Source organism: Haloarcula sp. NS06 (assembly GCF_051122755.1).
GTDB lineage: Archaea > Halobacteriota > Halobacteria > Halobacteriales > Haloarculaceae > Haloarcula.
Genome location: NZ_CP184844.1, coordinates 2,477,287 through 2,491,889 on the forward strand (window position 1 = coordinate 2,477,287; position 14,603 = coordinate 2,491,889).

Annotated in this window: 8 protein-coding genes and 2 pseudogenes; 5 read left to right on the forward strand and 5 right to left on the reverse strand. The window is 61.9% G+C overall.

Annotated features, from left to right (window positions below; translation table 11 throughout):
• Positions 1–25: 25 nt before the first annotated feature.
• Together pyk and ACODNH_RS16720 are read left to right on the forward strand one after the other, a co-directional pair.
• Complete coding sequence (gene pyk / locus ACODNH_RS16715; protein ID WP_306706181.1) at positions 26–1,816, forward strand: pyruvate kinase; 1,791 nt, start codon at positions 26–28, stop codon at positions 1,814–1,816.
• 52 nt (positions 1,817–1,868) lie between these two features.
• Positions 1,869–2,840: an ROK family protein gene (locus ACODNH_RS16720; protein ID WP_004962100.1), complete on the forward strand. Its 972-nt coding sequence runs from the start codon at positions 1,869–1,871 to the stop codon at positions 2,838–2,840.
• Between the two features lie 29 nt (positions 2,841–2,869).
• Here ACODNH_RS16720 and ACODNH_RS16725 read toward each other — a convergent pair whose 3' ends face one another.
• The 4 genes and pseudogenes from ACODNH_RS16725 to ACODNH_RS16740 form a co-directional block, all read right to left on the reverse strand.
• Positions 2,870–4,045: a Cdc6/Cdc18 family protein gene (locus tag ACODNH_RS16725; protein WP_306706183.1), complete on the reverse strand. Its 1,176-nt coding sequence runs from the start codon at positions 4,043–4,045 to the stop codon at positions 2,870–2,872.
• Between the two features lie 62 nt (positions 4,046–4,107).
• The gene (locus ACODNH_RS16730) at positions 4,108–5,190 is read right to left on the reverse strand and encodes a hypothetical protein (RefSeq protein ID WP_306706185.1); all 1,083 of its coding nucleotides are present in this window, start codon (positions 5,188–5,190) and stop codon (positions 4,108–4,110) included.
• Between the two features lie 3 nt (positions 5,191–5,193).
• Positions 5,194–6,726, reverse strand: a complete 1,533-nt coding sequence (gene glpK / locus ACODNH_RS16735) for a glycerol kinase GlpK (RefSeq protein ID WP_306706187.1) — start codon at positions 6,724–6,726, stop codon at positions 5,194–5,196.
• Positions 6,727–6,854: 128 nt separating this feature from the next.
• Positions 6,855–9,402, reverse strand: a pseudogene (locus ACODNH_RS16740) (extracellular solute-binding protein).
• A 350-nt stretch (positions 9,403–9,752) separates the two neighbouring features.
• Here ACODNH_RS16740 and glpA point away from each other — a divergent pair.
• The 3 genes and pseudogenes from glpA (at position 9,753) to ACODNH_RS16755 (ending at position 14,119) form a co-directional block, all read left to right on the forward strand.
• Complete coding sequence (glpA, locus tag ACODNH_RS16745) at positions 9,753–11,483, forward strand: anaerobic glycerol-3-phosphate dehydrogenase subunit GlpA (RefSeq protein WP_306706192.1); 1,731 nt, start codon at positions 9,753–9,755, stop codon at positions 11,481–11,483.
• Positions 11,473–12,747 carry a glycerol-3-phosphate dehydrogenase subunit GlpB gene (gene glpB / locus ACODNH_RS16750; RefSeq protein ID WP_306706194.1) on the forward strand — a complete coding sequence of 425 codons (1,275 nt, stop codon included), beginning with the start codon at positions 11,473–11,475 and terminating at the stop codon, positions 12,745–12,747. Before glpA ends, glpB begins: the two co-directional genes overlap by 11 nt.
• Positions 12,744–14,119, forward strand: a pseudogene (locus tag ACODNH_RS16755) (anaerobic glycerol-3-phosphate dehydrogenase subunit C). Before glpB ends, ACODNH_RS16755 begins: the two are co-directional and overlap by 4 nt.
• Before the next feature lie 23 nt (positions 14,120–14,142).
• On the opposite strand, the gene ACODNH_RS16760 reads toward ACODNH_RS16755, so the two are convergent.
• Positions 14,143–14,595, reverse strand: a complete 453-nt coding sequence (locus ACODNH_RS16760) for a universal stress protein (RefSeq protein WP_306706198.1) — start codon at positions 14,593–14,595, stop codon at positions 14,143–14,145.
• Positions 14,596–14,603: the final 8 nt, after the last annotated feature.

The window sequence follows — 14,603 nt, forward strand, 5'->3', positions numbered from 1 at the left end:
TGGCTCCCCGGAGGCCGAGGTCACAATGCGTAGCGCAAAGATCGTCTGTACGCTCGGTCCTGCGTCGGACTCAGTCGACGACATCGCGTCACTTGCAAAGGCCGGTATGTCTGTTGCCAGGCTGAATGCAAGCCACGGCTCGCCGGAACACCGTCGTGAAATGATCGATCGCATCCGCAAGGTCGACGAGGCGGTCGAGGAGCCGGTCGCGGCCATGCTTGACATGCCGGGGCCGGAAGTCCGGACCGCGGAGATCGATGAACCGATTCAGCTCACGGAGGGGTCCACTATCCGGTACGTCGTCGGTGACGATGCGACGCCGGAAGAGGTCGGGCTCTCGCAGTCGATTACAGCAGTTGAGCCGGGCGACCGGGTATTGCTTGACGACGGCCGAATCGAGACCACCGTAGAGCGCGTCGAGGACGACACAGTGTTTGCGACCGTCGAGAACGGCGGCGAGTTGTCCGCCCGCAAAGGCGTCAACGTTCCCGGCGTCGAACTCGACCTGCCGACGATTACGGAAAACGACGAACAAGAACTCGACGTGGCCGCCGAGAAGGAGCCTGATTTCGTGGCCGCCTCGTTTGTCCGTGACGGCGAGGATATCTACGAGATCAGCCAGGCACTCGAAGAGCGCGGTGTCGACATTCCGATCATCGCCAAGATCGAACGGGCCGGAGCTGTCGAAAACCTCGATTCGATCATCGATGAGGCCTATGGTGTGATGGTCGCCCGCGGTGACCTCGGCGTGGAGTGCCCGCTAGAGGATGTCCCGATCATCCAGAAGCGCATCATCCGTCGGTGTCACGAGGCCGGCGTCCCGGTCATCACGGCGACCGAGATGCTCGATTCGATGGTCCACTCCCGGCGGCCGACCCGCGCAGAAGCCTCTGACGTAGCAAACGCAGTGCTTGACGGGACGGACGCAGTGATGCTCTCCGGCGAGACAGCGATCGGTGACCACCCGTCCCGCGTCGTCGAGACGATGGACCGGATCATCCGCGATGTCGAGGGCAGCGAGGAGTACGCCGAGTCCCGCGAACAGCGCGTGCCAAACGCTGGTGATACCCGAACGGACGCGCTCGCGCGCTCAGGTCGGTTCCTCGCACGTGATATCGGGGCGTCGGCGATTGTCGCCGCATCCGAATCCGGGTACACCGCCCTGAAATCGGCAAAGTACCGGCCGTCGATCCCAATCGTCGCATCGACACCAAACGAGCGCGTCCGACGGAAGCTCGCGCTTTCGTGGGGCATCACGCCCGTAACGACTGAGTACACTACCGAAGGGGCCGATGCCGTCATCCAGACGGCTGTTCAGGCCGCTCTCGAAACCGAAGCCGCGGACAGCGGTGACACGGTCGTCGTCCTCTCCGGGATGATGACTGAACTGGAGGGGATGAACACGGCGAATATGCTGAAAGTCCACGTCGCGGCCGAAACGGTCGCCAGCGGTCGGTCAATTGTCGACGGCCTGGTGACCGGCCCTGTCCATCGGCTTTCGGCGGCCCCGCCCCAGGAGTCGCCGGGCGACCTCTCGAACGTCCCCGACGGGGCGATACTGGCGGTTCCGGAAGGGTTCGACGGCGAGTTCGTGGGCGACACCAGCCGTATCGGCGGCATCATTGACGCCCACGAGGGAGTCACGAGCTACGCTGCCATCGTTGCCCGCGAACTCTCGATTCCGATGATATCGAACGCGGACCTGCCTGATGCTGTCTCGGACGGGTCGACCGTCACACTGGATTCCGAGCGCGGTGTCGTCTACGAGGAGTCCGTCGGACGAGAGGACATCTCAGGCAGAGAGCGAGACTACTAACCGCAGTAGAATCTGTGTAGTTAAGTATCGGTGGGGCAACCCTTCGACCAGCATGGGCGCTTACGCAGGGGTCGACCTCGGAGCGACACATATTCGCGCTGTTATCGGTGATGAGACGGGCTCGATAGTCTCGTCACACAAAACTGAAACACCACGTGGACCGGCAGGTATTGCGGTCACGGAGGCGGTCCTCGATGCGATCCGGCAGGCCTGTGACGCCGCCGACATCGCCCCCACAGACGTGGTTGCCGCCGGTATCGGATCCTTCGGCCCGATGGATCTGGCCGAAGGCGTCGTGGAAAACCCAGCGAACCTTCCCGACACCATCGACCGGATTCCGCTGACTGGGCCGGTCGAAAATCTCATCGGCAGTGAGCGGGTGTCGCTGCACAACGACGCCAACGCCGGCGTCATCGGCGAGCGGTTCTACTCGGACCGGAGCCCCGATGACATGGTGTATCTCACTATCTCCTCCGGGGTCGGCGCTGGGGTGGCTGTCGACGGGAACATCCTCTCAGGCTGGGACGGCAACGCCGGCGAAGTCGGTCACTTGACAATTGATCCGCACGGGTTCATGACCTGTGGCTGCGGGCACGACGGCCACTGGGAAGCGTACTGCTCGGGCGAGAACATTCCGCGGTACGCCACACAGCTGCACCGGGAGGACCCCGTCGAGACAGCGCTCCCAATCGAGACTGAGGAGTTTTCCGCGGCAGATATCTTCGAATATGCTGGGGAAGACGAGTTCGCGTCTCACGTTCTTGATCAGATCTGTCACTGGAACGCGATTGGCGTCGCGAACATCGTTCACGCGTATGCTCCCCTTGTCGTCTACGTCGGTGGGGCCGTTGCACTCAACAACCCCGAACAGGTACTCAATCCGATCCGGGAGCGGCTTGATGACATGGTGATGTCGAACATTCCGGACATCCAGTTGACGCAGTTCGGCGACGATGTCGTGGTTCGCGGCGCACTGGCATCCGCGCTGACTGGCGGCACAGGTGACCCGTCACAGCGCGTGTAAAAAGCGTCGACCTGACCGCGAACTGTTGGCTACTGTTGCAAGTCGTACAGCCGCCGGAACGCCGTCGGGGGGAATCGCGGTTCAACACGGCTCGGCGGGCGTCCTTGACCGTTAGTGACCGTCGCTTCGACGCGGTCAACGACGCCGGATTCAGCCATTTCGTAGAGGAACCGCTTGACGGTCCCGGCAGAGAGATCGACGGACTGTGCTGACGCAATCGCCTCTGTCGTCGCCGTCACCGAGGAGCGTTCGCTCTCCTCTAGGTCGATGAGCTCCCTGAGAACGGTCTGTCGGTTCGTCGGCAGGGAGAGAACAACACCCAACGAAACACAGGGGTTTGGAACCTCCGCGATGGCCGCGTCGACGTTGGCCTGTGTGATGCGGTCCTGACCCCGTTCTTCGGCCAGTTCTGCGGCGATGAACAAAGCGGCAAGGGCATCGTGGGCGTTGCCGTCGGCCCAGTCAGCGATATGTCTTGCCTGACCGTGATCGAGCCCCTGCTGGGCCAGCCCGTTCGAGGTTCTGGTCATCAACACGTCGACGAGCATCTGGCGCTGGTAGCGGTCAATACTAATCGACTCGGCGGTGTACCGCGTCAGTTCAGTCGTCGACGGGTCATCGCGGCCGATAGCGAGCCAGCTGACGTTGCTCGGTAAGCCGGCAAACAGGTCAACGAGTGCTGGGGCCTGAATGCTCTCCGGTTCGCTGATGTGGTCGACTGCAATGACGATGCCTGTGCGTTGTTCTCGAACCAGGTCGTGAAGCCGCGACTTGAGCGTCTCCGTCCCGATTCCGTGTTCCGGCACCGATTCGTCAACGAGTGCGTCAAGGACCGCGTGGTAGAACGCGAATTCGCTTGCGGTCTCCCGGGCGTTCACGTAGACGAACGACGGAGAGGTCGGTGGTTGCGCACGGGTCGTCGTGTGGATAATCGCCTGTTGCTCCGTCGGGAGCTGTTCTAAGTTGGCGAACAGCGCCGTGATAACCGCGGATTTCCCTGAGCCACAGGGACCATGCACGTACGCGTTCGGCGGAAGCTGCCCATCGAACACCGGGTCGAGGTGGTCGAGGAGTCGTTCGAGGACCGGACCGCGGTCGGCCGGCTCCTCTATGTGGACAACCGGTGAGATGGACTCGTAATCCTGAATGAGCCGGGGCTCACCGTTCCGGCGTTGTCGACGCTTGATTCTCGCTTCAATATCCATGCTTGGAAATTAGATCGTGTGTATATTCGATTGGACCTGTAAATAAAAAGCCGTATGAGTTCTTACGGCAGGGGGACAGCTGCGGATGTCGTGAACACTCCAGCCAGTGCCAGAATGCCCAGGATGAGGGTCGTCGTAATGATTGATGCGGCTGGCGGGTCAAAGTGCGTATCTGAGTGGGCGTAGAAGATGCGCTGGTAGACCTCACCAAATAGCGCACCCAGGATACCGAAGAACGCTCCTAGGCCGAGCGCGACCAGGACACTCGCACCGTCCGTCATCGCCATACTGGCGACGAACGTTGCCGGGAGCGTCATGTGGTGCGTAACCGGGAATTTCTCCACGCCGAGGTTCAGGAACAGCAGACTCGCTGCTGAGATACCGAATGGGAGGAAGAGACTCCCGGTTTTCGCGAAGATGTACGCACCAAGGATGCCGGTAATGAGTCCGAGCATTGCGACGTGCGTCCACTTGTACTGGTGTGGGAGCCACGGCTCGACAGCCGGTCGTTCGGCGGCCATTCCACCATCCGTTGCGACTTCCTCACCCGACCGCATCTTGCCGCTCTCGAATGGCGACATATCCAGCAGGCTGCTGCCGCGGACACGTCCGATAACCGGGTAGCCAAAGACTAAGCGGGCGATAACAGCCGTCAGGATGACACCTGCTGCAGGCGGGTCAATCGGAACCCCGAGTCCACCGGACGTCTGTCTGATTGCCATCCCCAGGATACCGAAGACCCCACCGACAGCGAGGACATCTGGTCGGGTACCGAGGGCATAGGCGATGTCCTTCGCCGGGTGGTAGTCACCGTCGTCCGGCTCGTACATGCCGTCATACTTCGCGGCGTACGCTGCTGCTGCCACACCACCGGCGAAGGCAACGTGCGGCCCGAACACAGGGCCGAACGCCAGTGGGCCGACGATACCGGCTCCATACCCACCGGCGGCGCCCGAAATGACATCAGGAGAACCGCCGACGAACGACTCGGAAACGACGTTGCCGGCTTCACCGATAAGGACCATGAAGCCGGTGAAACAGAATGCCGGGAGTGCACCGATGGAGGCCCCGAACGCGCCGCCCGCAAACGCCGCGATGGCGAGGACGAGCATATCAACTGCCGTGAGTCCGAATGCGATCGCCATCTATTATTCCTCCTGTGCCCAGTCGCGGGAACGATCGACAGCGTCGTCCCAGCGGTCGTACATCTTGTCTGCCTTTCCAGCGTCCATCTCCGGCGAGAACTCCTCGTCAACCTGCCAGTTGTCCCGGAGTTCGTCGACGGTGTCCCAGTACCCAACCGCGAGGCCGGCTGCGTATGCCGACCCGAGGGCAGTGGTTTCGTCAACCTGTGGTCGAGCGATGTCCGTCTGGATTATGTCGGACTGGAGCTGACAGAGGAAGTTGTTCTTGACTGCACCACCGTCGACTCGCAGCGTCGTCATCTCGACACCGGAGTCTTCCTCCATCGCTTCCGCAAGGTCGCGGGTCTGGTACGCGATGGACTCGAGCGTGGCACGCACGATGTGCTCCTTTCGCGTTCCGCGGGTCATTCCGACAATCGTCCCGCGGGCGCGGCCGTCCCAGTGCGGAGCGCCGAGACCCGTGAAGGCCGGCACCATGTAGACACCGTCGGTTGATTCAACCGAGCGGGCCAGTTCCGCTGTCTGGGCAGCGTTGTTAATGAGGTCGACGTCCTCGAGCCATTCGATGGCCGCGCCGGCGATGAAGATAGAGCCTTCCAGCGCGTACTGGACGGGCTCACCGGACATCTGGAAGCCGACGGTCGTCAGCAGGCCGTTATCGGAGGCGACTGCTTCGGAGCCTGTGTTCATCAGGTAGAACGCGCCGGTCCCGTAGGTGTTCTTCGCATCACCCTTATCGAAGCAGGTCTGGCCGAACAGTGCGGCCTGCTGGTCACCCAGCGCGCCCGCAACGGGGACTTCCTCTTCGAGGAAGCCGTCCGCGTCGGTGTGCCCGTACAGACTCTCGTCGGAGGACGGGCGGACTTCCGGAACCATGGACTCCGGAACGCCGAACTCTTCGAGGAGCTCATCGTCCCACTCCATGTCGTGGATGTTGTACAGCATCGTCCGCGATGCGTTCGAGACATCCGTGATGTGGTTGCCGGTGAGCTTGTAGATGAGCCACGCGTCGATAGTCCCCATCAGGAGTTCACCGTCTTCGGCTCGTTCGCGGAGGTCAGCACCGCGCGAGCTCTGCATCTTGAGCGGCTCCGCGTTGTCGAGAATCCATTCGGTTTTGGTCGCTGAGAAGTAGGCGTCACATTCCAGCCCGGTCTTCCCGCGGATCCACTCGACTTTGTCCTCTTCCTGGATTTCCTCGACGCGGTCGGTGGTTCGGCGGTCCTGCCAGACCAGCGCGTTGTGGACAGGTTTGCCGGTCTCCTTGTCCCAGACGATCGTCGTCTCACGCTGATTCGTGATGCCAAGTGCCTCAAGCTGTTCGGCACCGACGCCTGCATCCGCCAACCCCTTGGTCACGACTTCCTGCGTGTTTTCCCAGATTTCGACGGGGTCGTGTTCGACCCAGCCGGGCTCCGGGTAGATCTGTTCGTGCTTCTCGTAGGCGTTCGCAACGACCTGGCCGCTGTGGTCGAATACCATGAAGCGGGTACCGGTCGTTCCCTGGTCGATCGCGCCAACGTATGTGTCTGCCATTGTTGTGTTCTCCGTGGCGGAGGTAGCTTATTTATGAAAGCTACCACCTTGCCAGTAAACAACATAGTGAACCATTATAAAGATTACTAATGGTGATGTTTGGCGAGTAAAGAAAGGACGGGGCGGCGCTACCGGTCGGAATCGTACCGCTCAAGCTGCTTTGTGACCTGTGTGTCGAGTCGATCGAGCGCGGACGGGACTGAATCAGGCCCGTCCATACTGTCGACGGCATCTTCGATGATTGTTCGAACCGTATCGAACGGGCCGATCTGCGCGCCCCGCGTCGCCGTGGTGTCACGTGTTTCCGTGAGCTGGTCGAATGCCGTTCGGTAGTGTGGGTTCTGTTCGAACCAGTCCGCCGACCGGAGCTGTGGAATCGTCTCCTCGTGGACGGGGAAATATCCAGTTTCTTGATGCCACCGACGCTGCTGAGCCGGTTCGGTGAGCCAGGTGAGGAACTCCCCGACAGCGTCGTGCACGGCTTCGGAAACTTCATCGCCGACCCAGAGCGATGCGCCGCCGACGAGTACGCCGGTCCGGTCGTCTGAGTACGGGGAATCGGCCGGTCCCGACATCGAAGTCGGCGCTGCTTTCGATGCTGTTCAGCGACGACGTCGAGCCGATCAGCATCGCAGCGTCCTCCTCGGTGAAATGTGTCCGCGCCGCTCCTCTGGCTTCAATACCGGGGTCGTGGTACAGTCCGTCCGCTTCGAGGCCCTGCCACCATTCGAACAGGTCGTGGGCGAACTTGCCGTCGAGATTGCTCTCGGCCGGCGATCCGGATCGTCCGTTGTTTTTGTCTACGAGGAGCTGGTCAGCTTCGGCAAACCACTGCTCGACGAACCACGAGTAGTTCGCGAATGTGATACCGGTATCCACGCCACTCCTGTCGACGAGTTCCTCAGCCGCGCTCCGAACGTCAGCGAAGGTTTCCGGCGGTGAATCGGGGTCGAGTCCAGTCTGTCTGAACGCGTCGCGGTTGTACGCCATCACTGGATTCGATGCGTTGAACGGCAGCGAGTGGAGCGTCCCGTCGAACCGGTAGTAATTCGTCACCGGGTCAAGCAGCGAGTCGATGTGGGCTGTCGGGAGGAGTTCCTCGACGGGTCTAAAGTATCTACTGTCGCGCGCACGCGTAGTGCCGATCTCAAATATCTGTGCGATTGCCGGCGGGTCACCGTTTTCGGCGGCGTTTAGCGTCGCATCGAGAGTTCCGCGATAGCTCCCTTTCGATCGCAGTGCGAGACTGATGCCGTCAGTCTGTGATTCGAACTCACGAACCAGTTCTTCGAGCAGTAGCGCCTTCTCACCGCCCATCGCGTGCCAGAACTCGACGACGGTCCCATTCGTGTTAGTCGCCGCTGCACCGGTCGCCAGTTCGAAGGAATCGAGCGATGCATCCAGTGATTCGGCTCGCTCGGTGAGCGTCGAGACACGCGTCGAGACCTCCGCGAGTTCCGTCGTCTGGTCCGCTGCGGCGTCGGCGGCGACGGCCGCTTCTTCGGCCGTCCGGGCGCTTATGCCTTCAACATCGTCGACCATCGACACGACTTCCTGCGTGGAATCGGCCTGCGTATCCGTCGCATCATCAATTTCCTGTACGCTCGAATCAACTTCCTCAACCATCGAGACAACGGAATCCAGTTCATCGAGCGCGCTGGCGACTGATGAACGAGTGTCTTCGACGCTTTCCCGGGTGTCGTACATCTCCGAAACCGTTGCGTCGGCCTGTTCGTGCACCTCCTGAATGGAGGCTGCAATCTCGTCGGTCGCTTCCTTCGTCTCGGTTGCGAGTGATTTGACCTCCTCAGCCACGACAGCGAACCCGTCGCCGGATTCCCCTGCTCGGGCCGCTTCGATGTTGGCGTTCAGTGCCAGCATATTGGTCTGGTCCGCCACATCCGTGATGAAATCCACAATCTCCTCGATATCCGACAGCAGGTCGTTCAGTTGTTCGACCTTGTCGACGGTCGCTTCGGCGTTGTCGGTCAACTGGTCAAGCGTCGTCATCGCCGAGGACGCCGACTCCAGTGCGGATTCGCCTCGAACGCTGGCTTCGCCTGATGTGTCCGCGACCTCGTTTGCGGCGCTCGCTATCTCCTCAATCGTCGCTGAGAGGTTCCGCATCTCGTCGGAGATCGACTGGATCTCGTCACGTTGCTCGTCAGACCCGGTGGCAATCTCTCCGACGGCACCGCTCACATCCCGGCTAGCGGATTTGACTGACCCGATGCGGGTGTCGACCTGTTCCGTTGCGGCGGTCACCTGTTCGCTGAACGACGCCATCCGGTCGACGGTGTCTGTCCACTCTCGGAGCAGTTCACCGTATGCCTCGTACAATGGTTCAGCCGCTTCCGTTGGTGGCTGCCCGGGCTTCGCAGTCAGGTCGCCGTCGGCGTTTGCCGCAGCAACAGAAGTGAGACGGTCGACAGCGGTTTCAAGTGCGCGACGCTCCGCCCGCTCCTGTTCGAGTTCCGCCGCCAGTTGCTCACACTGTGCTTTCAGTTCCGCCCGCTCGGGGTCGCTTTCTGTTTCCCCGGCCGCTTCGTGGAGGGCTTCTGTCGACGACCTTTCACGCTCCGACTCGCTTTCGTCCCGTCCCTCTGTGACGCCACCGTCGGTGCGTTCCCCATCGGGCCGGCCATCTTCTGAATTAAGTGGGTTCCATTTACTCATTGTTACTCTCGCTGGCCAAACGGCCAACACGGTCTCGCGGATAATCAACTATCAAAATACATAATAGTTACTGTTGGGTAGGCGGTAGTGATAATTAAAGTTTGAGAGAGGTAATTACGGATAGAATAGAAATACGCAGCCGAGTAAGTTTAATATTTAATTTCATTTTCAACATTCGAGCAGTTGTGTACGATCACTCGAACAACTATTCATTGAAATTTAAACTGTGGGGCGTTCACAACCAACAGTGCAGATCGCCGGTATTCCTCATGATTACATAGAAAATTTACTACCCAAGCACCAGCAACGGTAAAGTGAAGTGCGTGCGCTCCAAAACCACGGAAAGATAGATGGGACCGACACCACACATCGCCGTCATCGGTGGCGGCTCGACTGGGGCGGGCATCGCGCGGGACCTCGCGATGCGCGGGCTCGACGTAACCCTCGTAGAACAGGGGAATCTGACCCACGGGACCACCGGTCGAATGCACGGGCTACTCCATAGCGGCGGGCGGTACGCCGTTTCGGATCAGGCCAGTGCGACCGAGTGTATCGAGGAAAACCGGGTGCTGCGGGATATCGCAAGCCACTGTGTCGAAATGACCGGCGGCTTGTTCGTCAAGCGACCGGAGGACTCCGAGGAGTACTTCCAGAGGAAGCTCAGCGGCTGTGAGGAATGTGGTATTCCCGCTGAAGTCGTCTCTGGCGAGGAAGCCCGCGCGATGGAGCCACATCTGGCCAAGGACATCGACAAGGCCATCAGCGTCCCTGATGGGGCTATCGACCCGTTCCGGCTGGTGGTCGCGAACGCCGCGAGCGCACAAGAACACGGCGCACGCATCGAGACACACTCCAAGGTTACCGACCTCATCGTCGAGAGCGGCGAAGTTGTCGGCATCGAGGTCGAACACGACTCCGGTCCCGGAAAGCGCGTCCACGGTACCGAAGGCGGAACCGAGGAGATCCAGGCCGACTACGTCGTGAACGCGACGGGAGCCTGGGCCGGCCGCATCGGCGACATGGCCGGACTGGACATCGAGGTCCGTCCCTCTAAGGGAGTCATGACAATCATGAACATCCGCCAGGTCGACACCGTCATCAACCGCTGTCGGCCCAAGGGCGACGCCGACATCGTCGTGCCCCACGAGACGACCGCGATTCTGGGCACGACCGACGAAGAGGTCGAGGACCCCGAGGACTACCCCGAAGAGCAGTGGGAAGTCGACATGATGATCGACACCCTCTCGGAGCTGATTCCGATGCTCGACGATGCCCGCACCATCCGCTCGTTCTGGGGCGTCCGTCCGCTGTACGAACCACCGGACGTCGGCAGCGACGACCCGACGGACATCACGCGGGACTTCTTCTTGCTCGACCACGACGAGCGCGACGACCTGCCCGGCATGACCAGCATTGTCGGCGGGAAGTTCACGACCTACCGGATGATGGGCGAGCAGATTGCTGACCACGTCTGCGGGAAGTTCGGCATCGACGCCGACTGTCGGACCGCCGACGAGCCACTGCCGGGCAGCGAGGACTTCTCGGTGCTGCGGGACTACATGGACGAGTTCGGGCTCCGGTCGCCGATTGGTCGTCGGAGCGTCGAACGGCTCGGCTCACGAGCCGATGACGTGCTCAAGACCGACGGGCCGAACCCGACGGTCTGTGCGTGTGAAGGCGTCACCCGAGCCGAGATTCAGGACGCTATCAAGGGATCGGGCTCGGACCTCAACGCCGTCCGCATCCGGACCCGTGCGTCGATGGGCAACTGTCAGGGCGGCTTCTGCTCGCACCGGATGGCGAGTGAACTCCACTCGGAGTACGACGAGCCGGTCGTCCGCGAGGCCTGGGATGAACTGCTACAGGAACGCTGGAAGGGCCAGCGACACGCCCTCTGGGGCGAACAGCTCTCCCAGGCGGCACTGAACTACGCACTGCACGCCACCACGCAGAACCGCGACCAAGACCCGGCGGACGGCGACTCGGTGGACTTCTCGGCGTTCGATTCGGGCCGCGGGCAAACGGGCGGGAGCGTCGACAGCGCGGACGTAGCCGCTGACGGAGGGACAAATGGCTATTGAGTCGGAGGTACTCGTCATCGGCGGCGGCCTCGGCGGGCTGACCAGCGCGCTGGCGGCCGCCCGTGAGGGGGCTGACGTGCGACTGGTCTCCTACAAACAGAGCACGCTTCGACAGGCGTCGGGTCTGGTAGATATACTTGGCTACACGCCGGACGGCGACGGCCCACTGACCGATCCGTACGAGGCGATTCCGTCGCTGCCGGAGGCTCATCCGTACCGGAAAGTCGGTGTCCAGACGGTCCGGGACGCACTGTCGCTGTTCGACGACGCGGTTCCGACCTACGAAGGTGAGCACACGGACACGAACGCGCTCCTACCTACCCACGGCGGGAGTATCAAACCGACCGCCCGCTACCCGGCCGGAGCCAGCGCCGGCCTCGCTAGCGACACCCGCGACACGCTGCTGGTCGGCATCGAGGAAATGGTCGATTTCGACGCGCCCCACGTCGCTGCCCATCTCGACGCGACGGGCGTGCCCTTCGATGTCCGCGGCGAGACAATTCGGTTCCCGGGCGACCTGCGCGCAGACGCAAAGGTCACGCGGTATGCAAAACTTCTCGATACCAACAGCGAGGTGGCGGTTCGCGGGCGAATGGTTCCGGCCCGCGAAGCCCTCGCCCAGCGCGTGAACCCGCTGCTGGAGGACGAAGAGCGGGTCGGCTTCCCGGCGATTCTCGGCGACGACAACCCCGGAGCCATCCGCGACGCACTGGGTGACCACCTCGGTGTCGACGTGTTTGAGGTCCCGATGGGGCCGCCGTCGCTGCCCGGCCTCCGACTGGAGGACGCCCTGTTCTCGGCGCTGGACGAGGCCGGAGCCAGCATCGAGACCGGCAACCCTGTCGTCGACTTTGAGGGCGAAGACCGCATCGAGAAGGTATTCATCGAGAAGAACGGCGCGAAGATTCCCAACAGCGCCGACCAGTACGTCCTCGCGACCGGCGGCTTCGTCGGCAAGGGCGTCGAGTCCGACCGCGATGGGGTGTACGAGCCGGTGTTCGACTGCCACGTCCCCCACGCCGCGGACCGCTACGACTGGTTTGAGGGCGAACTGTTCGGCGACCACGAGTTCGCTCGCTACGGCGTGGCGACCGATGATGACCTGCGGCCCCTTGACGCAAGCGAGCATAGCGAGTTCGAGAACCTGCGCGCTGCCGGCTCCGTACTGGGCGGCTACGACTTCGCCGCCGAGAAATCCGGTAGCGGGGTCTCGATCGCAACAGGCTACGCGGCGGGCCAGCGCGCCGCACAGGAGGCACGATGAGTGACGCTGAAACCCCACCAGAGACAGATTTTGACCCGGTAGCACCGAACACAGGCGAGGAGTTCGAACCAGTTGATGTCTTCCCCGACAGCGACGACTTCGACCTCCGGCCCGGCGCGGACTCCTGTTTCAAATGCTCGACCTGCGACACGAACTGCCCCGTCGCGGAGGTCGACGACGATTTCCCCGGCCCGAAGTTCCAGGGTCCCGAACAGTGGCGACTCAAGCAGTCCGACGACGACCACGAGATCGATGACTCGGTGATGGACTGCTCGAACTGCATGCGCTGTGACAACGCCTGCCCGTCGGGCGTCCCGCTCAGCCAGATGCACAACACCGCCCGCGGGGAGTACGTCAGCGAGCAGATGGACAAGCTCTCCGTCGAGTACATCCGGAACCGCATTCTTGCGAACTACCGCACTTCCGCGTTCCTCGCGAGTAAGGTCCCCCGACTCGCGAACTTCGCCATGAACTTCGGGCCGGCCCGCTGGGTGATGGAAAAGACGCTCGGCGTTACCAGCGAGCGTGACTTCCCTGCCTTCGCAAAACAGACCTTTCGCGATTGGTGGGCCGACCGCGGCGGTCAGGTCCAATCACGGGAGAACGCGAGAGCCGCCCGAAAACGGCGTGGACTCCCTGAGGATGCCGACAAGAAGGTGGCGTATTTCCACGGCTGTTACTCCAACTACAACACGCCGGAGGTCGGCAAGGCGATGGTTCGGGTGTACGAGGAGTTCGGTTACGAGGTCGTCGCGCCCGAGCAGAAGTGCTCCGGAACACCGATGTTCGCCAACGGGATGCTTGACGACGCCCGCCGCCACGCCGAGACGAACGTCTCATCGATGTCCGAGCTCGTCGATGAGGGATACCGCGCCATCGCCTCCTGTACCTCGTGTTCGATGGCGCTCCGACAGGAGTACCCCGAACTGTTCGATATTGACGGCGTCGACAAAGTCGCCGAGAACACCTTCGAGGCTGTCGAGTACCTCCGCATTCACGAAGACCTCAAGGGTGAAGTGCAGGCGGCCGACGTAGACGGCGACCTCGCCGAAGAGTTCGCCTACCACGCTCCGTGTCACTCACGCAATCAGGGACTCGACCGCCAGGCCGTCGAACTATTCCGCGACCTCGACGGCGCCGAAGTCGAGGACGTCGGCGACTCCTGTTCTGGCATCTCGGGAACCTATGGCTGGAAGAGGAGAAATACGAGAAGTCGATGGAGATTGGCGAGGAGATGTTCGAGCACATGGAACACGCCGAAGGTGAAACTGGCATGACCGAGTGCCCGACCTGCGCGATGCAGATGGAACACGGCAGCGGCTACGAGATCCGACATCCGCTTGAACTCCTCGAAGCCGCGCTTGTAGAGTAACTGGAAAACTCGTTTTCTGCGTCTTAGTCCTCGCCGCGGACGAACGTGACCGGACACGGTGCGTTCAGCATGACTTCCTGTGCCGTGGAGCCGAAGACGGCCTTCCCAGTCGGCGAGCGCTTACGGCCGCCGACGACGGCAAGGTCCGACCCCGTCACTTCGGCGAGGTTGACGATCTGCTCACCGTGGTTGCCCACGGCACCACGGACCTGTGTCGACAGACCAGCGTCATCGAACCGCGAGACAAGTTCCCGGACGGTTGTGTGACGGTCGGCGACCTCGTCGGGATCGGCTTCACCGGTCGATGCGAATTCAAGCCTGTCGACGACGCCGTCGTATTGGTCGTCGGTGAATACGTGTGCGACGATGACCGTCGCACCGGCCGGGCCCGCGATATCGAGCACGGCGTCAGCGAGTTCGTCAATTCGGTCGGCGTCGTTCGGTCCAACTGCGAGAAGAACTGTTTCGAGTGCCATACCGGCTA